General features: G+C 62.8%; 19 protein-coding genes and 1 pseudogene. 12 read left to right on the top strand and 8 right to left on the bottom strand.

The window, feature by feature from the left end:
• Window positions 1-74 precede the first annotated feature (74 nt).
• Genes JX613_RS04545 through JX613_RS04535 form a run of 3 tightly spaced genes read left to right on the top strand, consistent with a single transcriptional unit; the run spans window position 75 to window position 2,984 of the window.
• On the top strand, window positions 75-773 hold the full coding sequence (locus JX613_RS04545) for a GntR family transcriptional regulator (protein WP_207100269.1): 699 nt from the start codon (window positions 75-77) through the stop codon (window positions 771-773).
• 40 nt (window positions 774-813) lie between these two features.
• Window positions 814-2,046, top strand: coding sequence for a mannonate dehydratase (uxuA, locus tag JX613_RS04540; protein WP_207100268.1), 1,233 nt, complete (start codon window positions 814-816; stop codon window positions 2,044-2,046).
• Complete coding sequence (locus JX613_RS04535) at window positions 2,043-2,984, top strand: sugar kinase (RefSeq protein ID WP_207100267.1); 942 nt, start codon at window positions 2,043-2,045, stop codon at window positions 2,982-2,984. The genes uxuA and JX613_RS04535 overlap by 4 nt, the downstream gene beginning before the upstream one ends.
• Here the strand turns inward: JX613_RS04535 and JX613_RS04530 are convergent.
• The 7 genes and pseudogenes from JX613_RS04530 to JX613_RS04505 all read right to left on the bottom strand — a co-directional run bounded on the left by JX613_RS04530 (window position 2,975) and on the right by JX613_RS04505 (window position 10,541).
• On the bottom strand, window positions 2,975-3,232 hold the full coding sequence (locus JX613_RS04530) for a hypothetical protein (RefSeq protein ID WP_207100266.1): 258 nt from the start codon (window positions 3,230-3,232) through the stop codon (window positions 2,975-2,977). The genes JX613_RS04535 and JX613_RS04530 overlap by 10 nt on opposite strands.
• A 607-nt stretch (window positions 3,233-3,839) precedes the next feature.
• A complete protein-coding gene (locus JX613_RS04525; protein WP_207100265.1) occupies window positions 3,840-5,030 on the bottom strand; it encodes a GIY-YIG nuclease family protein in 1,191 nt (396 codons plus the stop codon).
• A complete protein-coding gene (locus JX613_RS04520; protein ID WP_207100264.1) occupies window positions 5,023-7,065 on the bottom strand; it encodes a DEAD/DEAH box helicase in 2,043 nt (680 codons plus the stop codon). The genes JX613_RS04525 and JX613_RS04520 overlap by 8 nt, the downstream gene beginning before the upstream one ends.
• A 63-nt stretch (window positions 7,066-7,128) precedes the next feature.
• Window positions 7,129-7,398, bottom strand: a complete 270-nt coding sequence (locus JX613_RS20480; RefSeq protein WP_336512268.1) for a type IIL restriction-modification enzyme MmeI — start codon at window positions 7,396-7,398, stop codon at window positions 7,129-7,131.
• Window positions 7,399-9,879 (bottom strand): annotated as a pseudogene (locus JX613_RS20235) (class I SAM-dependent DNA methyltransferase); the annotation flags it as partial.
• Entirely contained in the window at window positions 9,880-10,299 is a 420-nt protein-coding gene (locus JX613_RS04510) for a type II toxin-antitoxin system VapC family toxin (RefSeq protein WP_207100263.1), read from the bottom strand.
• On the bottom strand, window positions 10,296-10,541 hold the full coding sequence (locus tag JX613_RS04505) for a FitA-like ribbon-helix-helix domain-containing protein (RefSeq protein ID WP_207100262.1): 246 nt from the start codon (window positions 10,539-10,541) through the stop codon (window positions 10,296-10,298). Before JX613_RS04505 ends, JX613_RS04510 begins: the two co-directional genes overlap by 4 nt.
• A 243-nt stretch (window positions 10,542-10,784) precedes the next feature.
• Between JX613_RS04505 and JX613_RS04500 the strand changes: the two genes are divergently transcribed.
• From JX613_RS04500 to JX613_RS04460, 9 genes are all read left to right on the top strand, one after another.
• A complete protein-coding gene (locus tag JX613_RS04500) occupies window positions 10,785-12,287 on the top strand; it encodes a class I adenylate-forming enzyme family protein (protein ID WP_207100261.1) in 1,503 nt (500 codons plus the stop codon).
• Window positions 12,284-13,039 (top strand): citryl-CoA lyase, encoded by a 756-nt coding sequence (locus JX613_RS04495; RefSeq protein ID WP_207100260.1) that lies wholly within the window; start codon window positions 12,284-12,286, stop codon window positions 13,037-13,039. Before JX613_RS04500 ends, JX613_RS04495 begins: the two co-directional genes overlap by 4 nt.
• A 51-nt stretch (window positions 13,040-13,090) precedes the next feature.
• On the top strand, window positions 13,091-14,869 hold the full coding sequence (locus tag JX613_RS04490; RefSeq protein ID WP_207100259.1) for an FAD-dependent monooxygenase: 1,779 nt from the start codon (window positions 13,091-13,093) through the stop codon (window positions 14,867-14,869).
• Between the two features lie 11 nt (window positions 14,870-14,880).
• The gene (locus JX613_RS04485; protein ID WP_207100258.1) at window positions 14,881-15,750 is read left to right on the top strand and encodes a dioxygenase family protein; all 870 of its coding nucleotides are present in this window, start codon (window positions 14,881-14,883) and stop codon (window positions 15,748-15,750) included.
• The gene (locus tag JX613_RS04480; protein WP_207100257.1) at window positions 15,750-16,055 is read left to right on the top strand and encodes a YciI family protein; all 306 of its coding nucleotides are present in this window, start codon (window positions 15,750-15,752) and stop codon (window positions 16,053-16,055) included. The genes JX613_RS04485 and JX613_RS04480 overlap by 1 nt, the downstream gene beginning before the upstream one ends.
• Complete coding sequence (locus tag JX613_RS04475; RefSeq protein WP_207100256.1) at window positions 16,052-17,146, top strand: maleylacetate reductase; 1,095 nt, start codon at window positions 16,052-16,054, stop codon at window positions 17,144-17,146. The genes JX613_RS04480 and JX613_RS04475 overlap by 4 nt, the downstream gene beginning before the upstream one ends.
• A 52-nt stretch (window positions 17,147-17,198) precedes the next feature.
• The gene (locus JX613_RS04470; protein ID WP_207100255.1) at window positions 17,199-18,011 is read left to right on the top strand and encodes a GntR family transcriptional regulator; all 813 of its coding nucleotides are present in this window, start codon (window positions 17,199-17,201) and stop codon (window positions 18,009-18,011) included.
• 214 nt (window positions 18,012-18,225) lie between these two features.
• Window positions 18,226-18,687, top strand: coding sequence for a hypothetical protein (locus tag JX613_RS04465; RefSeq protein WP_207100254.1), 462 nt, complete (start codon window positions 18,226-18,228; stop codon window positions 18,685-18,687).
• Window positions 18,688-18,807: 120 nt separating this feature from the next.
• Complete coding sequence (locus JX613_RS04460; protein ID WP_207100253.1) at window positions 18,808-19,188, top strand: hypothetical protein; 381 nt, start codon at window positions 18,808-18,810, stop codon at window positions 19,186-19,188.
• A 48-nt stretch (window positions 19,189-19,236) separates the two neighbouring features.
• Here JX613_RS04460 and JX613_RS04455 read toward each other — a convergent pair whose 3' ends face one another.
• On the bottom strand, window positions 19,237-19,572 hold the full coding sequence (locus JX613_RS04455; RefSeq protein WP_237168352.1) for a very short patch repair endonuclease: 336 nt from the start codon (window positions 19,570-19,572) through the stop codon (window positions 19,237-19,239).
• Between the last annotated feature and the right edge of the window lie 47 nt (window positions 19,573-19,619).

Raw genomic sequence — 19,619 nt, 5'->3', positions numbered from 1 at the left:
CCCGAATCGCCTTGCGGGCCTTCTAGTCATCTAATATGCTAGTCTGGCAAACGCGTCAACGTGGTGGGTCCGACATGCCGACAGAAGCCGCAGCAGCCCTGCCTTTGCTGGACGAGACGCGCCCGCGCACCGTGACCGACCAGATCTATGACGCGCTGTATGAACGGGTGATCAACCTCAGCCTGCCCCCCGGCGCGAAACTGTCCGAGGCCGAGGTCGCGGCCCAGATGGGCGTGTCCCGCCAGCCGGTGCGCGACGCCTTTTACCGGCTGTCGCAACTGGGCTTCATCCAGATCCGCCCGCAGCGCGCCACCGTCGTCACCCCGATTTCCGAGGAGGCGATCCGCCAGGCCTTCTTCATCCGCCTGGCGCTGGAGATCGCCTGCATCCGCGAGGCGGTCCACAAGCTGACCCCGGCCCATCACGACGCGCTGGCCAGTCTGATCGCCCGGCAGCAGGCCGCCATCGAGGCCGACGACCGCGGTGGCTTCCATGCGCTGGACGACCAGTTCCACCACGACATCTGCGCCCATTCGGGCCTTGAATTCGTCTGGACGCTGGTCAAGGACAACAAGGGCCACATGGACCGGGCGCGCTGGCTGTCCTTGTCCTACAACGCCCGCAACGCGATGGAGGAGCATGGGGTGATCCTGTCCGCGCTGCGGGAACGCGACGAGGACAAGGCCGTGGCGGCCATCGGCCTGCACCTGTCGCGCATCAACGAAACGCTGGACCGCCTGCGCGCCGACCAGCCCGAGATGCTGGGCCAATAAACCCGGCACCCACAGACTTATGCCATTCGGAGGGGAATGAATGCGACACACCTGGCGGTGGTTCGGCCCGCGTGACCGGGTCTCGACCGACGACATGCTGCAGGCGGGGGTGCAGGGCGTGGTGACGGCCCTGCACCACCTGCCCACCGGCGCCGTCTGGACGCCCGAGGAGATCCGCAAGCGCCAGGACGAGCTGGCAGTGATGACCGACGGCGCGCCCTCGGGCCTGGCCTGGGAGGTGGTCGAAAGCCTGCCCGTCAGCGAGTCGATCAAGACCCAGACCGGCGACTGGAAGGGTCATGTCGCGGCCTGGATCCAGTCCATGCGCAACCTGCACGCGGCGGGGATCCGGGTGATCTGCTACAACTTCATGCCGGTGCTGGACTGGACGCGCACGGATCTCGCCTGGCGGCGGCCCACCGGCGCGCGCTGCATGCGGTTCGACTATACCGACTTCGCGGCCTTCGACATCCATATCCTGCAACGCCCGGGCGCGGCCGATGATTTCCCCGAAGCCGTCCGCGAAGACGCCGCCCGCCGCTTTGCCGCCATGGACGATGCCACGCGCCAGGCCCTGGCCGGCAATGTCGTCTTCGGCCTGCCGGGCGCTGCGGAACATTTCACCCTGCCCGACGTGCGGGCGCTGCTGGCCAGCTATGCCCCCGTGACCGATGCCGTGCTGCGGCGGCATTTCCACGACTTCCTGGAACAGGTGGCCCCGGTCGCGCAGGATCTGGGGATGCGGCTTTGCTGCCATCCCGACGACCCGCCCTTCCCGCTGCTGGGCCTGCCCCGCATCATGTCCACCGAGGCCGACTATGCCGAACGCATGGCCGCCGTGGACCTGCCCGCCAACGGCATCACGCTGTGTTCGGGATCGCTGGGCGCGCGGCCCGACAACGACCTGCCCGGCATGATGGACCGCCTGGGCGACCGGGTGCATTTCCTGCACCTGCGCAATGTCCGCCGCGACACCGACGCCATCGCCGGATCCTTCTTCGAGGACGAGCATCTGGCGGGCCAGACCGACATGGTGGCCCTGATCGCCGCCATCCTGCGCGAGGAAAACCGCCGCCGCGCCGCGGGCCGCGAGGACTGGACCATTCCCATGCGCCCCGACCACGGCCAGGACATCCTGGACGACATCGGCCGGGGCGGCCAGCCCGGCTATCCGGCCATCGGCCGCCTGAAGGGCCTGGCCGAATTGCGCGGGGTCGAAACCGCGCTGTCCCACCCCGCCATCCAACCCGCGCTGCAAGGAGCCCGACCATGACCACGCCCCTCATCCTGTCCATCGGCGAGGCGATGGTTGAACTGTCCCAGGCGGGGGGCGATCTGTGGTCGCTGGGCATCGCGGGCGACACGCTGAACACCGCCTGGTATCTGCGCCGCTGCCTGGGCCCCGATTGGCGCGTGGGTTATTTCAGCCGGGTGGGCACCGGCGAATTTTCCCGGAAGATGCTGCGTTTCCTGGAAGCCGAGGGGATCGAGGCCGAGCATGTGACCCCCGATCCGCAGCGCGAGATCGGGCTTTACGCGATCTCGTTGAAGGATGGCGAGCGCAGCTTTTCCTATTGGCGCGGCCAGTCCGCCGCGCGCGGCCTGGCCGACGATCCGCAGCGCCTTGCCCAGGCATTGCAAGGTTGCCGGATCGCCTACTTCTCGGGCATCACGCTGGCGATCCTGCCCGATGCCGGCCGCGCCGCCCTGCTTGATGCGGCCACAAAGGCGCGAGCTGCAGGCTGCCAGGTCGTCTTCGACCCGAACCTGCGCCCCCGGCTGTGGCAATCCCCCGAGGACATGCGCCACTGGATCGAACGCGCGGCGGGCGGCGCCGACCTGGTCCTGCCCAGTTTCGACGACGAAGCGACCCATTTCGGAGACACCGACCCCGAGGCCACGGCGGCCCGCTATCTTCGCCTCGGCGCGGGGCAGGTGGTGGTGAAGAACGGCGGCGGGCCGGTCCGTTACAGCGGCGCCCAAGGTGCCGGGCTGGTCGCCGACCTGGCCCGCGTCACCACCGTGGACAGCACCGCCGCGGGCGACAGCTTCAACGCGGGCTATCTGGCCGCAGCCTTGCAGGGGGCCGATCCCGAAACCGCGATCCGCGCCGCCCACAGGCTGAGCCTGCAGGTCGTCTCGCATCCCGGCGCCCTGGTCCGGCAGGCCGCGCTTGGGGACCAACTGTCAGGGGCAACCCGTCAGGCCTGAAAGACCACATAGCCGGTCATGGTGCCCACCGCGTCGTCGTATTGGCCGCCATCGGTGGTGATGCGGATGACGGGCGCCTCGAAGGGATCCGCGTCCTCGGGCATGACGCGGATGGTCCTTGCGCCCGCGAAATCCTCGGCCCGGGCGGGGATGGCGATGAACTCGATCCCGCGCTCGCCGGGGGTGCCGAACCGCATCATCCCCTCGAAGGGGCCGCGCCCGTCGATGGAAAACCTGACCCGCACCATGAGCGATCCTTCCTGCCGTGAGGGAAACGAACAACGGCAGCCCGGCCATGTTCCGGCAGGGCGGACGGGCTTAGCAAAGATCAATCGGCTGCCGGGCGCTACCCTGGCCGAACGGCTGTCGGCCAAAGGACCAGGGCCAGATCGCCCGGCTTGCCCACCGCCGAAGAAGCCGGATCGCGTCTATTCGTATCTGAAGTGGTGCAGGTGCTTGTTTGAGTGGAGATCTTTTCAGTGTCACACGCGATACGCTTGATTACGAAAGACTTCGTTCCCTCTTGCTTCCACAGTGCTTCCACAGGTGGTACAAACGCAAAAGCCGCCCTAGAGGGCGGTGCAAGCATTTGATAGGGCATAAAGTTTGGTTGCGGGGGCAGGATTTGGATTGTCGGGAACGCCCCTAACGGTTCGGCGATGTGGACAAAGCGGAGCACGGCCTCAGTCACATTCTTCGGCACGATAGCGGCTGCGGACATGATGACCGCGGCTGACGAGGTTCATACGTCAGAGGAAGAGAATGACAGGGGGTGCACTGCGTGACAAGTGGACTTGTGGCCACCATGCCATGCGAGAGGTAAAGAGAGGAATCCTCGGCCAGATTATCGGATTCCTAAAGCCGCTCGACCAGTCGGGCCGCTTGCGGATCATAAACGTAGTTCGTGATCGTCCCGTCTTTGATTTTTTCCACCGCTTCGTCGATGATGAAGAAGGGCACCATGAACCATTCCTCTGGAATGACGGGGCGCCCAAAGCGGTCTTGAATCTGGATGTCTAAGCGCACCGATCCGAAGATGCGATGGATCAGCGCTTCCAACTTCGATCGTGAGATGTTGTAGAGTTTGTAGGTCGCCAGAAGTTCGACGTCAGCCATGAGGTAGGTCGTCTGCAGCCGCGCGCCCCTGATGCGTCGATTCACATCGTTGCTTGTCACGCCGATCTTGTGAACCAACTCCCGGTTCGCCGCGACCATGGGATGATCGGACTTGCTGCGCAGGACATAGATCGTGCCGCTTGCCTGATCGTCCTTCTCGACCTGTTCGGAAAACAAAGGCCCTGCAACCGGATCGGTAATCCTGCGTCCAGCCTCATCCTTGTTCAACGCGCGCTGGAGCGATCGCATCAGCATGTTGCTTTCGGTGCCGTTGTCGAAAATCACCCGCAGCCGGGCATCGGTGCGGCCCTGGTCCGTCAAGGTCACCTCACCTTTCTCTGCCACATAGGCTTTCTGCCCGCCAACGATGAAGAAGCGCCCCTTCTCGATCTCGGCCTTCAGTTCGAACGGACGCGTTTCGCGCACCCCGCTGTCCAGGTCGCGCTGCACCTGTGCAAACAAAGGCTTGAAGGTTGCGGAATCGGCACAGGCTTCCCGATTGGCGACATCTTCCGCAGCCTTGCGTTCGGCACTGGATCGAACATGGCGCAACTGGGTGATTGCCGACACGTCGGACCCGACGCCAAGTTCGGCGAGGAGGGCATCGTCGTCCAGATCCTCGTCCTGGGCCGCCGGGCCCGGCGCCGGACCCGCCAGCAAACCTTGCCGATCGAGCGGAAGGCACAGTTCACGGCATTCCGCCTGGTCTCTCAGCCGATCAAGCCGAACGGCATAGAGCCTTTCGAAGATGTCACCATCCTCGCTGTGGCGGGGCATGTGCCCCTTTTCGTCGACAAAGCGCTGCACCTCCTCGAAGCCGGCGAGGATGCGCTCCTCGCGCGCGGTGCGGCCACCCGGCCGCTTGGTTTCGACCTCGACGCCAAGTTGGGCCAGCAACGCGTCATCTTCGTCGGTGAATGTCCTAGCCATTTCTCTGCTCTTGCTTCATCCGGGCAAGAAATGCCACTCCTTCCGCCATGCGCCTTTCCCATGGATCAGGGGCGGTGATATCCGGCAGGCGCCCACGGTCCTGCTTGAATTTCAGAGCCCGTCTTGCCAGATCGCGTGCTTCTTCCGGCGTCAACTGCACCTTGCGGGCATTGATCACCGCGGCAACCTGCTTGAGGCTGGTTTCATCCATGGTCTTCGACAGGATGGCATAGGCTTCGGCAAAGGGGTTGATCCGGTCGATAAGGTCGATGTCCAGGTCCGTCACGCTCATCGCGAACCGGCGCACCCCATCGACAAAGGCCGTGCTGCCACCCCCCTCGCCGCCCCCTTCGGCGATCGCCGCCTTGGCCTGCTGCGTGAGGTTCAGCGCCGCGATGGCGTGTTGCCGGACAGCCTCGTGACCCTCGGCATCAAGGGTCGGGTATTTGTCCCGGATGATCTTGCCCAGGCGAACCTGTGTCAATTCCTCGGGCACAAGCTCCTCGTCGAACATGCCACGCTCGATGGCGGTCCTGTCCTGGACAAAGGCGGTGATGACCTCGTTCAGCTCCTGACTGACGATCCGGTTGGCTTCCCTGCTTTTGGGCGGCGCAAGCCCCTTGATCTCGATCTGGAACTGCCCCTGGGCCTCGTTGAAACCGATGTTGCATTTGTTCGGATCATAGCCGCCCTCGCCATAGTCGAAGCCCTCGACCGGCCCTGCCGCCGTGGCCTTTGGCGTGAAATTGAAGCGGGGCGTCAGCACCTGTTCCATCAGCAGGCTGGCGGCGATGGCCTTCAGCGTATCGTTCACGGCCTCGCGCATGGACTCCTCCGAGGCGTCCGGTTCCGCGATCAGGTTGGTGAAGCGCGCGCGGGTCTTTCCCTTGGCGTCGCGGGTGGCGCGGCCGATGATCTGCACGATCTCGGTCAGGCTGGACCGATAGCCGACCGTCAGCGCGTGTTCGCACCAGATCCAGTCGAACCCTTCCTTCGCCATGCCAAGCGCGATGATGATGTCCACGTGATCCCGGTTCATCTTCTGAGCGGGATCCTTCAGCGCGGCCGATACCCTGTCGCGCTTCGCGGCATCATCATCGACCAGATCGGCGATGCGCAGCACGCGCCCGTCAGGGGCTTTCACCAATTGGAACTCGGTCGCGGGATCGGTGCCTTGCCATTCGCCCAGCGTCTCGATGATATGCTCGACCTCCTTGATCTTGTCCTTGGTGCTTTCGCGCGAATTGACTAAGGGGATGTGGACGATCGTCTTTTCGGCCGGGTCCAGCACCTTCACGATGTCGTCCGCATAGGAGCCGCTGTAGAAATAATAGCCGATATCCAGCTTCTTCAGATACCGATAGCCGTTCAACTGCTCGTAATAGGTATAGGTGACGGTCTCGAACCTAGCCTCGTCCTCGGGCATCAGCACCGCCTCGGCATCGCCCCGGAAATAGGATCCGGTCATGGCGACGATATGCGCCTTGTCGCGGGCGATGAAGGCGGCCAGATGCGCGCCCAGCTTGTTGTCGGGGTTGGCCGAGACATGGTGGAATTCATCCACCGCGATCAGGCAGTCGTCGAACGCCTCGACCCCGAAGCGATCGACGGCAAAGCGGAAAGTCGCGTGGGTGCAGACCAGCACCCGGTCGTCGCTGTCCAGGAAGGACCGGACCGAACCGACCTTGCCGCCATCCTCGCCGGGGGCGTTGCACAGGTTCCACCGGGGCACCACCGTCCAGTCGGCCCAGAAGCCGAACTTCGACAACGGCTCATCCGTGAAACTGGACCCGATCGACTTCTCCGGGACCACGATGATCGCCTTGCGCAGGCCTTGGTTGATCAGCTTGTCCAGCGCGATGAACATCAGCGCACGGCTTTTGCCGCTGGCAGGGGGCGACTTGATCAGCAGGTATTGCTCGCCCCGCTTCTCATAGGCCCTTTCCTGCATGGGGCGCATGCCCAGTTCATTGGGCCGGGTCGAGGCGCCGTTTCCCGCATAGCGGACCGAGACCGAAGGGACAGAACGCGTCATGGAATATCCTTGCTGTCGAAATGCGGAAAATGGCCTTGGCGTCGCCACCGGGCGAAGATGCGCTCAGGCGCGCGCCTTTGGTTTGGTGGTCATCCGGGTGTAAAGGCTGAACAGGTGTTCCAGGCGTTCCGTGTCGTTGCGGAAGCGGCGGCCGATATAGATGCGTTCCAGCGTCTCGTCGTTGCGCTCATGCGCGGCGCGGAGGTTGTCGGGCATCTTTTCGGGGTCGTAGAGGTCGACGATGGTGGCGGGGAAATGCGCCTCTCGCGCCAGAAGGATGGCTTCGGCGCAGGCGGTGAGATCGGATTTCTGCTTTTCGGTCAGCGGCGGCACGGGAAAGGTGTTCCAGCCGAGGGTGTTGGAATAGCGGAAATCGGTTTTCATCTTGCCGCAGACGGTGCCGATCCAGACCAGATGCAGGCGCGAGGCGATCAACGCCATGTTCCAGAGCGGCGCGTCGTAGAGGGCGAAGGCGAGGTTTGTAACGGTCGAATTCGCATCGAGTAATCCAACGGGCAAATATTCCCGATTTTCAGACGAAACACTCGGCAGCGCAACGGTTTGGGTGCGCCCGATATTCATCTCCCGCATTTGATGCGCACGTTGGGCCATAGCATTGGTGCCGCCGTCGCGGCTGGCCAGCCGCATCTGGCGCACACCTTCGATCCGCGCGGCGATTGTTGGAACCTGCATGGCCTCATCAAGATGTTCATCCTCAATCCACAGCACATGGCGTGACAGACCACGGATGAATTCAGCAGATCCATAGATACGACGCACAAACCGGCTCCGTTGTGTGTCCATCAAGCCAAGTTCCGCAACCTCGGAAGTTGACAACAGCAGGTGGCCGCCATCAACCGGCATATTGCCGAAACTCATCTCAGTCAGTTCACCAAGTGGCCGATTGGCACGAGTCACAATTACATCAGCGCCGGGCGTCAGGTAGGCGTTAATGTGCGCAACCTCGCGCAGGATAGTCTCGCCGTCCTCGTCGGCATAAAGGCGGCGCAGTGCCCCCGGCTGCCGGCTAATGCCGATGATAGCGACGGTCACGCCGGCATTATGGGCAGCAAGGTTGGCCCATTTGAAACTAGTATGAGCAAAGCTGATTTGATGTCCTGTAGCAAAAATTTCGGGTCACAGGATGGGAACAATACGTCCTTGGCAGATAGAGTTAGTGGTCACGAAAGCCGAAACCGTTGGCGTGTGCCGTCCATATTCAGCGGCCGTCATCACCCAGCCCGCTACGTAGTCTAGTTGCCGAGAAGAAATTCCGTATGGTTTAAATACACTTTCAAGAGCTGATTTTTGCTCACGATCTTGGGTCTGACTTCCTTTGTAAGGCGGGTTCCCGCAGATATACGTCTCGCCACCCTCATTCTCGAAATCGATCTCGGCCTGATCCAGGGGCGTGGAAAACAGATCGTCCCCGCGCAGCTTCACGCCCGTCCCGGTCGGCGGGCAGATCGACAGCCAGTCCAGCCGCAGCGCGTTGCCGCAGGTGATCCAGTTCTTGCTGTCCAGCGGCAGGAAATCCCGCGTCGCTTCCCTCTGGCCCCGGTGCAGCACGTCGCATTGATATTCCGCGATGATCAGCGCCAGCCGCGCGATGGTGGCGGGGAAATCCTTCAGCTCGATCCCGCGAAAGTTGGTCAGGCTGATTTCCGACCGCCGGTCGGCCTCGCCCCGGCGGCGGTTGATCTCGGCCTCGATCGCGCGCAATTCCTTGTAGGCGATGACAAGGAAGTTGCCCGATCCGCAGGCCGGGTCGAACACCCGGATCCGCGCCATGCGGTTGCGCAGGTTCAGCAGCTTTCGCCCGTTGTCGCCCGCCTCCTCCAGCGCGGCGCGCAGGTCGTCCAGAAACAGCGGGTTCAGCACCTTCAGGATGTTCGGCACCGAGGTATAGTGCATGCCCAGGGCGCCGCGCTCCTCTTCATCCGCAACGGCCTGGATCATGGAACCGAAGATGTCCGGGTTCACCCGCGTCCAGTCCAGCCCGCCGATGGTCAGCAGGTAGGATCGCGCGATCCTGCTGAAACGCGGCGCTTCGGTGGTGCCGGAAAACAGTTCCCCATTCACATAGGGGAACGGCTCGGCCCAGCGGGGGATGCCTTTGGCGGCGCGGTCCCCGGGCGGGGTGTTCATCGCCCGGAACAGGGTGCCGATCACCTCATGCGTGTTTGAACTGTCGCGCGCGCTCATGGTGTCGATGGTGCGGGTGAAGATGGTTTCCTGCGTGAAGATCCCGGTATCCTCGGCAAAGAAGCAGAAGATCAGCCGGGCCATGAACTGGTTCATGTCATGGCGGCGGGTGGCGGTGCCCCAGTCGAGGTTGTCCTTCCGCAGTTCGATGTAAAGCCGGTTCAGGCGTCCGGTCGCCTTGATGTCAAAGGCGTTTTCGCGGATGGCGCGAACGGTGGTGATGCCCGCAAGCGGCAGGAAGAAGCCGAAATGGTCGGCGAAATCGGCATGGGGGCAGATCACCGCCTCGCCCGAGGTCAGGTCTTCGGCCTAAAACTCCACCCCATCGGTGGCCAGGATGAACCTGGCCTTGGCGCGCGCGGTGGCGGGGCTTTCGCGCAAGGCGGCCAGGGTCGCGGTCGCCTCGCCTTCGGCGCAGGTCTTGATGTGGATGTTATTGGTCTGAAGCACGCCGCCAAGGTCGGACCTGTTGGTGCTGCCAGCGCGCAGACGCCTGACCGTAGTGTCCGGGTTCCCGAAGGCCAGCAGGAAGGCAAAGGGAAACTCGGCCGCATCAAAGGGCTGTTCGGCAAGCCGGGAAATGGCCTCTTCAATCTCGACGGCGTTCATTCAGGTGTTCCAGGGATTGATCAGGTCGATGCCGCAACCGGCAAGATCGGGCGTGTTGCGGGTGGCGACGGTGGCGCCATGGACCCGCGCGATGGCCGCGATCTGGCAGTCGGCATGGGTGATGGGCCGGCCAATGGCGCGGCGGGCGGCACTGATGACGGCAAAGGCGCCGGCTGCCGGGCTGTCGAAGGGCAGGACGCGGCCCGCAAAATCCTCTCGCATGATCTGGTCGATCGTCGCGGCCAAGCCGTCGCGCTGCTTGCCGGGGGGCAGGATCGCCACGCCGTAACGCAACTCGGCTTCCGAGATGGTCGTCAGGTAGATGTCGGCGCCATCCTGCGCGGACAGCCAGTCCACGACCTGCCGTTCCGGTTCCGGCCGCAGGATTTCCGACAGGACATCGGTATCGAGGATGATCATTGATCGAAAGCAGGAGGGCTGCGCATCGCGTCGCAGACGGGAATGTCAAGATCGACGCCCCCGGTCCTGGCGACACGCGCGCGAAGCCGGTGGGCCAGGTTCATCGGCGGGCGACTGTCGCCCACCGCATCGCGCAGGATTTCGCGGGCCTCTTCCTCCATGGACCGCCCACGCTCGGCCGCACGCACACGCAGCCGGTGCTTGATACCGTCATCGAGATTTCGAATCGTGATGCTCGCCATGCGCGTGTTCCGGTTCCTCCTCGCGAGGATAGGATTTGATTGCAATGCAATCAACGTCATTCGTGCCTGAGGTTGCCGCTTGCTCACTGCGTCACCTCCTGCCCGCAGCGTCATGTTCGATCACCTTTGGTGAAGGGAGAGGAGAGGCGCAGGGTCGTCAGTCCGGGCATGATTCGCGCTTGACAGCAATATTCAAATGTTCGAACAAAGTAGCGAGTCAGTTCACTCAATCGAAGAGAATCCATGCACCCCATTGATTTCCTCTGGCGCCGGATTGCATGCGCCCCCGACTTGCCTGCGGTCATCGGCGAGGATCGGACGTATTCCTATGCGGATCTGGGGCGGGCCGTGCAGGACAGGGCTGTCTCCCTCCTCCGCCTCGACGACGAACTTGGTGGCAAGGTTGCGATCGGAGCGGCAAATACCGTGGATCACCTGCTTGCACTGCTGTCCAGCTTTGCAGCCGGAAAAGTCTGGGTTCCCCTGAACCCGCGAAGCGGCACGCCCGAAATCCAAAGGATCATCGAGTTCGTTCGCCCGGGGGTTATCCTGGGCGACGCCGATATGGCCGGTCGGCTGAACCCTCTCGGGATCGACGTGATCGACGTTGCGGCGATCGGGAAAGACAGCGTCGATGCGGGCACCGCCCTGCCCTTCGGCCCCCAGGCTTTGACCGATCTTCCGTCGGAATCGCCGATGGCGGTCAAGTTCACCGGCGGCACGACAGGTCAGCCGAAGGGGGTGATACAGACGTTCAGGACATGGACCGCCAACATCGTCACCCAGGTCCACGAGCTGGGATTGACTGAACGCGATCGCTATCTGGTCGCGGCTCCCATCACCCACGGCACGGGAACCTACATGATGCCGCTTTTCGCGGCTGGTGGTGCGCTTGTCTTCCCGAACCACTCTGACCCGGAAGGAATGCTGGACGCCATCGAGAAGCATCGTGTCACGCTGTTCTTCGCCCCCGCGACGCTGATCATGAAACTCGCCGAGGTGCAGAAGGCCCATCCCCGCGACCTGTCGAGCCTGCGTCTGGTGATCTATGGCGGCGCGCCGATGCGGCCAGAGCAGATCAGGCAGGCGCAGGCTGTGTTTGGACCGATCATCTGTGCGACCTATGGACAGACCGAAGCGCCGCAGATCATCACATTCCTGCCGCCCGATGAACTGACCGACGATCGCATCGCATCGGTTGGCCGGCCATCGCTCATGACCCGCGTCGCGATCCTGGATTCCGACGGAAGGATGCTGCCCGCCGGAGAAGTGGGCGAGATCGCCGTGCGCGGCGATCTTGTCATGGGCGGGTATCTCGATGCGCCGGAGGAAACCGGGAAGACGCTGGTCAACGGCTGGTTGCGCACGGGCGATTCGGGGCTGATCGACGACCAGGGCTATCTCTTCCTCCGCGACCGGCTGCGGGACGTGATCATCACCGGGGGATTCAATGTCTATCCATCGGATGTGGAAACGGTGCTCGCGTCGCATCCAGCCGTGGCCGACTGCGCGGTGGTGGGCATCCCCGATGACAAATGGGGAGAGGCCGTTCACGCTGCGGTTGAACTGAAGGCCGGAGCGACTGTCACGGCCGAAACGCTGACGGCGCTTGTCCGTGAGCAGCTTGGGCCGGTCAAGACCCCCAAGCAGATTCACTTCTTCGACGATCTGCCGAGGTCGGCCGTGGCCAAGGTTCTCAAACCGGCAATCCGGAACGTGATCCAGGCCAAGGATTTGGCAAGATGACCCGTCGTCCTCGTTCGCGCCTTTCGTCGCATGATGAGCAGCACATCTGGTATGGCGATGCCGATCTTGTGGCCGATCTGCTCGGCAAACAAAGCTTTGTCGACGTGTTCATGAAGCAGGCCTTTGGCCGCAATCCCGATCGGGCCGAGCGGCGGATCATAGATGCGATCCTTGTCTGCCTGATGGAGCACGGCCTTACGCCGAGTGCGATTTCCGCCCGGCTCGTCTATTCGTCGTCGCCGGAAAATCTGCAGGCAGGCGTGGCGGCAGGATTGCTGGCCGTGGCCAGCCGCTTTGTGGGCACGATGGAGCCTTGCGCCGAACTGCTGGCGCGGATCATCGCGTCGGACAGCGGCGCAGAGGAGGCGCGGCGCATCGCAGGGGATTACCGTGAACGTCGGCTTCCGGTGCCGGGGTTCGGCCACCACCTGCACCGCCCTGACGATCCCCGCGCCGTTGCCCTGCTGGAGCTTGCCCGCGAGGAGGGGCGCGTGGGCGATCATGTCCGGGCCTTGGAACTGCTGGCGGCCGAAGTGGATCGCGCCGGGGGCCGTCACATCACGATCAACGCGACCGGCGCCATTGGCGCGCTTCTTGGCGATCTTGGCATCCCGGTCAGGCTGATGCGGGGATTTGCGGTCCTGGCGCGCTGCGCCGGTCTGATCGCCCACATCGCCGAAGAACAGAACGACCCGACGGACAGGTTCATCTGGGACTTGGTGGACCGGGAAGTTTCGGGCGATCGCAACTGAAAGCCGCCGCTCGACGGGCGGCCCGACTGAAATCTCTGGGAGGAGACGACTTTGCGCAGGATCGAGGTATCCGTTTTCATCGTGGGTGCTGGCGTGACCGGCCTCAGTTCGGCCGGTTTCCTGGCCCGCGAGGGGATCAGCGTGCTGGCGGTCAGCCGCTACTCGCGGGTGGCGAACTCGCCCCGCGCCCATATCACCAACCAGCGCGCCATGGAGGTGCTGCGGGACTTGGGCCTGGAAAGACGGGTGCGCGAAGAAGCCACGCCGGTCGAACTGATGAGCAACAACACCTGGCTGACCAGCTTTGCCGGAACAGAGATCGCCCGGTTGCAGACCTGGGGCACCCTGCCTGAACGCAAGACGGACTATGAGCTGAACAGCCCCGGCCAGATCTGCAACATGCCCCAGCACATGCTGGAACCAATCCTGCTGGAGGAAGCACGCCGGCTTGGCGCCGAGGTTCTGTTCGATACCGAAATGATCTCGATGGAGCAGAACGAGAACGGCGTGCGCTCGGTTGTCCGGAACCGGACTACCGGAGAGGAACTCGAGATCCTTTCGAAATACGCGATCGGCGCGGACGGCGACAACAGCTTCGTCTGCAAGGAAATCGGTTTCACCACCCGGGGCCAGATGGGTCTTGGCCACGCGATCAATGCCTGGATCGAGGTCGATCTGGCGAAATACTGCGCCCATCGTCCCGGGGTGCTTTACTGGACCAAGCAGCCGGGAAACAACTACTGGATCGGGAACGGCACCTATATCTCGGTTCGACCCTGGAATGAATGGGTCCTGCTGTTCATGTATGATCCGGACGAAGGCGAACTGGACCTTTCGGATGACGGGATCATCGCACGCGCACGATCGACCATCGGCGTGGACGATATTCCCGTGAAGGTGAAATCGGTCACGAAATGGACGATCAACCGGGTCGTGGCAGATTTCATGCGCAAGGATCGGGTGCTGATCGCGGGGAATGCCGCTCATCGCCACCCGCCCGCCTCGGGTTTGGGCAGCAACACCTGCCTGCAGGACAGCTTCAACCTTGCATGGAAGCTGGCCATGGTGGTTTGGGGCCAGGCGGGAGAGGCGCTGCTGGACAGCTACAACGACGAACGCCAGCCCGTGGCGAAAAGCGTGGTCGATCGCGCCATGCAGTCAATGGCGGACATGGGCGCGATCACGGACGCACTTGGCTTCGAGCCGGGGCAGGACGAGGCAGCGGGATGGGCCAACATCGACGAACTGTTCTCGGACAGCGAGCGCGGCCGCGAGCGCCGGCGTGTCCTGAAGGAGGCAGTCGATCTCCAGAACGTGCAATTCAATGGCCAGGGGATCGAGCTTGGCGTGTTCTATGACCGTGGCGCCTTGATCGCCGAGGCCGAGCCGCGCCCGGAACCGCGGCGCCGGCCGGACCTGTTCTATACCCCGTCCACCTATCCCGGTTCGCCCCTTCCCCACGCGTGGCTGAACCGCGACAATGCGCAGGTTTCGACGCTGGATCTTTGCGGCCGCGGCCGTTTCACGGTGTTGACCGGAGTAGGCGGCGCGCCCTGGAAGCAAGCCGCTGCCGCAGTCGCGGCGCGGTTGGGGATTGACCTGCGCGCCGTGTCGATCGGCGGGCCGCAGCCTTATTGCGACGCGCATGACATCAACATGCGTTGGGCCGAACTTCGGGATGTTGCCGATGACGGCTGCGTCCTGGTGCGTCCCGACCTTTATGTAGCCTGGCGAAAAAAGGCCCTGGTCGCCGATCCCGAAGCCGCCCTGGAAGCCGCCCTGAGACAAATCCTTGCCCGGACCGAGAAGTCGGTCGCCGTTCCCGCCTGAAGGAGCCAGCCATGAATGAAGTGATTGCAGCCGACCTTACCGACATCGTCCTGGAACGCTATTCCAGGACACCCGATCCGCGCCTGCGCGAAATCCTCTCCTCGCTCATCAGGCATCTGCACGATTTCGCACGGGACGTGAACCTTACCGAGGACGAGTGGATGGTCGGAATCGACTTCCTGACCCGCACCGGACAGAAATGCGATGACAAGCGGCAGGAAATGATCCTTCTGTCCGACAATCTGGGCCTGTCGGCGCTGGTGAACACGATCAGTGCCAATGTTCCGGCGGGGGCGACGGAAACGACCGTCCTCGGACCGTTCTATGTGCCCTCGACGCCCGAGCGGCAGTGGGGTGAATCCGTCCTGCTGCGTCCCCTGGGCGATGACATTCCCCTGATCGTGCATGGCAGGGTGCTTGGCCCCGACGGGGAACACATCCCGGACGCCACGATCGAAATCTGGCAGACGGATTCCAACGGGATGTATGATATCCAAGATCCGGACCAGCCCGAAAACAACCTTCGCGGCCATTATCGCAGCCGGGATGACGGACAGTTCCTGATAACCTCCATCCGCCCCACATCCTATCCGATCCCGGTGGACGGCCCCGTGGGAGAGCTTCTGAATGTCACCGCCCGCCATCCCTGGCGGCCTGCGCATATCCACGCCGTCATCACGGCCAAGGGATACAACAGCCTGACCACGCATCTCTTTGACGCCGAGGATGAATACCTGAAGGAGGATGTCGTGTTCGCAGTCAAGGAATCGCTGATCCGCGCATTCACGCGCATCGAAGACCCGGCCGAGGCGGCGAAATGGGGAACGACCGCACCCTTCTGGTTCCTCGAGAACGACTTCCATCTCACGAAGGCCCGGTGATGTTCTTTCTGGCATTCGCCCGAGACAAGCAGGGCCATCTGGCCCTGCGCATGTCGACCAAAGAGGCCCATGTCGCCCATCTGGACAAGGGCGATCCCGCAGTTCGCCTTCTTCAGAGCGGCCCCTGGCTCGGCTCCGACGGCACGCAGGCGGGATCCCTCCTCGTATTCGCGGCGGACAGCCGATCGGATGTCGAGGCGTTCATGGCGCGCGATCCCTATGCACAGGCTGGCTTGTTCGAAAGCGTCGAGATCATGCCGTGGCTCTGGAACCGTGGAAACCCATATCGGCAGGATGCCCGATGATCGCCCCCTTCATCCATGAATATCGCGCAAGCCGCGTCGTCTTCGGACCGGGGCGGCGGCGCGACCTGGCGGCCGAAGCCGGACAACTGGGACTGAGGCGGCTTCTGGTGGTGACAACGCCCGAGCAATCCCACCTGGGCCGCGAGATTTCCCAAGTTCTGGAAGACGCGTGTGTTGGGCATTTCGATGGGGCCGCCATGCACGTGCCGGTGGAGGTTGCGCGGCGCGCAGCGAACGCCGCACGCGATCTCGGCGCAGACGGCTGCCTTGCCGCAGGTGGCGGCTCTGCCATCGGGCTGGCAAAGGCGATCGCCTTGGAAACCGGCCTGCCGATCATGGCGGTGCCGACGACCTATGCCGGTTCCGAGATGACGCCGCTTTACGGTCTGACCGATCATGGCCAGAAGCGCACCGGCCGTGACTGGAATGTCATGCCAAGGACCGTGGTGTATGATCCTGAACTGACGACCAGCCTGCCGGCCGGCCTGACGATCGCCAGCGGCCTGAATGCCATCGCCCATGCGGCCGAAGGCCTCTATGCGGAAGATGCCAGCCCTATTCACAAGCTTGCAGCGGAAGAGGGCATCCGCGCGCTGGCCGCGTCCCTGCCTGGGCTGTTGTCCACGCCGCATGACATAGGGCTTCGAGGCTCTGCGCAATACGGCGCATGGCTGTGCGGATCGGTACTGGGCCAGGTCAAGATGGGCCTGCACCACAAGGCCTGCCATGTCCTGGGCGGCAGCTTCAATCTTCCTCACGCAGAAACCCACGCCGTCGTCCTGCCGCACGCGCTTGCCTATAACGGGGTCTGCGCGCCGGAGGCCATGGCCGCACTGTCGCGCGCACTGGGAGGAGGGCCACCCCTTGATGCCCTTGATGAATTCTATGGCAGGGTCGATGCGCCGCGGTCACTCTCGGCGATTGGCATGCCGGAGCACGGACTGGATCATGCCGCCGACTTGATCTGTACGGCACCCTACCCCAACCCCCGGCCCTTCATACGATCCGAAATCCGGGCGATGCTGCAAGCCGCGTTCGAAGGGGCGACCCGACCCTGCGCAAGCAGCAGCCCCCACGGGAGTAGACGCTGAACCGGAGTCTGCTAAGGTCATGTGACAGGTAAAGGAAAATCAGAAGCACCTCATGCCAGAGAAGTCCCGAGCCAAAAGATCTTCTGCAGGACCGCATGAAGGGGCAGGATCAACAGTCGATCATCTGCTGCGCACCGTCCCTCCGCGCCACCTTGATCTGGCGCGCGAGCTTTTAGGGGAAATCTCGCGTGGAAAGCCACCTGTGGGAGGTCTCCTGCCCCCGGAACTTGAAATATGCGCAAGCACGGGACTGAGCCGATACGCCGTGCGGCAGGCGGTTCAAACACTGTGCGAGTTGGGCGTGGTGGAACGGCGGGCGGGCATCGGAACCCGGGTCATCTCCCGCCAGCCGGTCGCCCGCTACACGCAGGTGATGGACACTCTCAATGACCTCACGCGCTATGCGCAGGATACCCTGTTCCTCCCTGAATTCCGCCGAACCATCAGCGTGGACGATGCGCCCGAGGAACTCCGTGCCGCATCCGACCTGCGCAACTGGTATCATGTTCACGGGCTTCGATATGGATCAGACAAGGCCGAGGGTCCGATCGCTCTCGTGGACATCTATCTTGATGCTGCCTTCGCGGACGCCCCTGCATTGCAGACCACCACCAACCAGCCTGTCCATATGCTGGTTGAACAGCATTACAACATTCGATTTACACGTGTCGATCAGGTCATCCAAGGCACGCTGATCGAAGGCGCGGCCGCTGCCCGGCTGGACGTTCCGCCTGCCAGCCCCGGGCTTCGCATTATCCGCTCCTACTTCGCGGGCAACAGATTGGTCGAGATGACAGTCGGTCTGCATCCGGCCGCCCGCTTCAGTTATTCGATGTCGTTCGAACTGACGCGTTCCGGCGCCTGAAGTCATTCTTCTCCCGATTTCTGCCCTCATCGAAACAGCCCGGCACACTGGATATTCTGCGCAAACGGCTGAAGCTGGTTGCGCACCTGAAATCCTCCCTTGCGAATTTAAGGCCGGCGTCCGGCGTCAAGGCGCAGGCACTTTTCGCACGGACTCGATGTGACCGACATCCTCCAACGGATCCGGGGGTTGGAGGATAGGGCGTGATCGCGTTTTGGGGCGCAAAGCCTGCAGTGCTTCACGCCCCTGCTGTAGGCGACTTGATGGCCCGCAGGGGATAGACGACAAGGTCGCACCGTTTTCTCAACGTCTGGAACGCCTGCAGTCCACCGAACGCCGAACCGTTGCCGGCCCATTCAAGAAGATCGCCACGATAGAGTCGATCTCGGAAGCGCAGTTCGCCGAACTATCGAACGGCATTCTGACCGCCTGGGAAGGCGGTCGTCTCCACGAGTTAATCGATAACGTGGCCAGCGTCGAAACCATGGACGAGGGCGTGCTGCTCAACCTGCTCGCCGAAGCTCAGGTTCTAAACACGCTGCACGTTGCAGAAGCCGTTCGCGCTAAGGTCGAAATCGTTGCTGGGCTGCGGAAACGGATCGAAGACCGCGATCTGGAAAATGCAGTACGAGACCATATTGCGGAAAATCCATGGTTGCTCTCACCGGAATGGTAAACCTTCAAGAAGGAAACCAGCGTAAGGAATCTGGTCGCTGAAGCGGCGAAGGAAGCAGGCCTCGATGATGACGAACGCTGGAACAAGCGAGTCGACCTGGTGATGTCCTCTGGCCGGCAGTTGCTGATCGTTGAGTTCATGCGGCCAAGCCTGACGGTCGATCGGGACTACATAAATCGCTATCAGGAATGTATCGACGTGTTGCGGTCCAGCGTCGCAAAGAATACCGATTTGGATTTCACACTGGTTTCAGGTCTGCTCGTGGCCGACAAACTCGACAGACGGAGAGGTATGGATGAAACTCTGCCCCGATTAGCCAAGAACGACATGAAAGCACTGGAATGGCACGGTCTACTCGAACGAGCCGAAGCGCAGTGGGAAGAGTTTCTAGCTGTCCTGGTGGCAAGAGCCCCCGAGGATGAACGGCTGGCGGCCTTACACGGACGGGTAACGGACAGTGCCTCAGTGTTGGATTTGCCGCCCGTCAACAATCAGACATAGTGCCCTGCTCCTGAAAGCGGTATTTCAGTCACTACAGCCCAGTTCGGGCTATTCTATGATCCGCTCTCGGAGGATCTCACGCAGCGAGTCCTGATCTCGGGTTTCGCATTCACAGATTACCACGGCGTTCCACCCTTGCGCTGCCAGTTCTTCCTGCTGCCGCGCATCGCGGGTCACATTGCCGTCGAACTTCGCCTGCCAAAACTCAGTCCGCATTTTCGGCGTGCTGGTGAATCGACATTCGGGATGCCGGTGCCAAAAGCAGCCATGGACGAACAGTGCAATTCGTCGGCCCGGGAACACGAGATCGGGCGTTCCCGGCAGATCACGCCTGTGCAGGCGGAAACGCAGGCCGAGCGCATGGGCTGCCCGTCGCACCAGCATTTCCGGCCCGGTATCCCTTACCCCTGATCTTCGCCATGTTCCGCGAC

This window comes from Paracoccus shandongensis (assembly GCF_017315735.1).
Classification (GTDB): domain Bacteria; phylum Pseudomonadota; class Alphaproteobacteria; order Rhodobacterales; family Rhodobacteraceae; genus Paracoccus; species Paracoccus shandongensis.
The sequence above is the reverse complement of the archived record's forward strand: the minus strand, read 5'-3'. Positions and strand labels throughout refer to the sequence as shown.

Excerpts from the sequence above, each read along its gene's own strand:
- JX613_RS04545 (WP_207100269.1), top strand. The coding sequence starts at position 75 with ATGCCGACAGAAGCCGCAGCAGCCCTGCCTTTGCTGGACGAGACGCGC.
- JX613_RS04500 (WP_207100261.1), top strand. The coding sequence starts at position 10,785 with ATGCACCCCATTGATTTCCTCTGGCGCCGGATTGCATGCGCCCCCGAC.
- JX613_RS04480 (WP_207100257.1), top strand. The coding sequence starts at position 15,750 with ATGTTCTTTCTGGCATTCGCCCGAGACAAGCAGGGCCATCTGGCCCTG.
- JX613_RS04505 (WP_207100262.1), bottom strand. The coding sequence starts at position 10,541 with ATGGCGAGCATCACGATTCGAAATCTCGATGACGGTATCAAGCACCGG.
- JX613_RS04455 (WP_237168352.1), bottom strand. The coding sequence starts at position 19,572 with ATGCTGGTGCGACGGGCAGCCCATGCGCTCGGCCTGCGTTTCCGCCTG.
- JX613_RS04525 (WP_207100265.1), bottom strand. The coding sequence starts at position 5,030 with ATGGCTAGGACATTCACCGACGAAGATGACGCGTTGCTGGCCCAACTT.
- JX613_RS04475 (WP_207100256.1), top strand. The coding sequence starts at position 16,052 with ATGATCGCCCCCTTCATCCATGAATATCGCGCAAGCCGCGTCGTCTTC.
- JX613_RS04535 (WP_207100267.1), top strand. The coding sequence starts at position 2,043 with ATGACCACGCCCCTCATCCTGTCCATCGGCGAGGCGATGGTTGAACTG.
- JX613_RS04495 (WP_207100260.1), top strand. The coding sequence starts at position 12,284 with ATGACCCGTCGTCCTCGTTCGCGCCTTTCGTCGCATGATGAGCAGCAC.
- JX613_RS04485 (WP_207100258.1), top strand. The coding sequence starts at position 14,881 with ATGAATGAAGTGATTGCAGCCGACCTTACCGACATCGTCCTGGAACGC.
- JX613_RS04510 (WP_207100263.1), bottom strand. The coding sequence starts at position 10,299 with ATGATCATCCTCGATACCGATGTCCTGTCGGAAATCCTGCGGCCGGAA.
- uxuA (WP_207100268.1), top strand. The coding sequence starts at position 814 with ATGCGACACACCTGGCGGTGGTTCGGCCCGCGTGACCGGGTCTCGACC.
- JX613_RS04520 (WP_207100264.1), bottom strand. The coding sequence starts at position 7,065 with ATGACGCGTTCTGTCCCTTCGGTCTCGGTCCGCTATGCGGGAAACGGC.
- JX613_RS04470 (WP_207100255.1), top strand. The coding sequence starts at position 17,199 with ATGCCAGAGAAGTCCCGAGCCAAAAGATCTTCTGCAGGACCGCATGAA.
- JX613_RS04530 (WP_207100266.1), bottom strand. The coding sequence starts at position 3,232 with ATGGTGCGGGTCAGGTTTTCCATCGACGGGCGCGGCCCCTTCGAGGGG.